1 protein-coding gene is annotated in these 772 nt (G+C 57.6%); it reads left to right on the forward strand.

Translation table 11 applies throughout. The features are described 5' to 3' along the window. Positions 1 to 772: IS4 family transposase (locus QQL24_RS36385; RefSeq protein ID WP_284317214.1), on the forward strand; the 772-nt coding region annotated here is incomplete at both ends.

Raw genomic sequence — 772 nt, forward strand, 5'->3', positions numbered from 1 at the left:
CTCATCTGGTTCGTGATGCGGTATTCGGGGTCTATGGCAAGAACGAAATGCTCTATGCCAAGGACCTCCTTGTCGGAGTGCCGGATCGGTCCCTGACGGTGTTCGACAAAGGCTTCTTCAGTGCCAGCCTCCTGCTGCAGCTTCAGACGACAGGGGAGCAGCGTCATTGGCTGATCCCGGCCAAGAGATCCCTGGCATGGGAGCGGCTGGATCCAAATCCCAACGACTATCGAGTGCGGATGAGCGTTTCTGCTCAAGCGCGCAAAGCCGACCCGAACTTGCCGGCCTTCTGGGAGGCCCGGGCCATCGAGACGACCAACCGCCACGGCAAAAAGCGTATCCTGTTGACTTCCCTCATGGATGCCAAAGCCTATCCGGCCCGCGAGATCGTGCATCAATATGAAGAACGCTGGCGGATCGAAACGCGTTATCGGGAGATCAAACAGGATATGCTCGGCAGCGAGCTGACCCTGCGCAGCGGCACTCCCGAAACCGTATATCAAGAGATCTGGGGCGCTTTATTGGCCTATAATCTGGTCAGGCTGGAAATGGCTGAGGTTGCTAGCGAGGCGCAGGTAAGCCCTACTCAACTCAGCTTCACCACGGCACTCCACTATCTGCGCCATGAATGGGGCTGGATGGCAATTGAAGCCCCAGGCAAAATACCCGCCCATCTTCTTCGTCTACGCAACCGCCTCGGCGACCTGCTGCTGCAACAAAAACGGGGGCGATTGTGCCCCCGTGCCGTGAAAAGCCGATCTCAGAAATATCC

Origin of the sequence: Labrys miyagiensis (assembly GCF_030160835.1) — a bacterium.
Lineage (GTDB): Bacteria > Pseudomonadota > Alphaproteobacteria > Rhizobiales > Labraceae > Labrys > Labrys miyagiensis.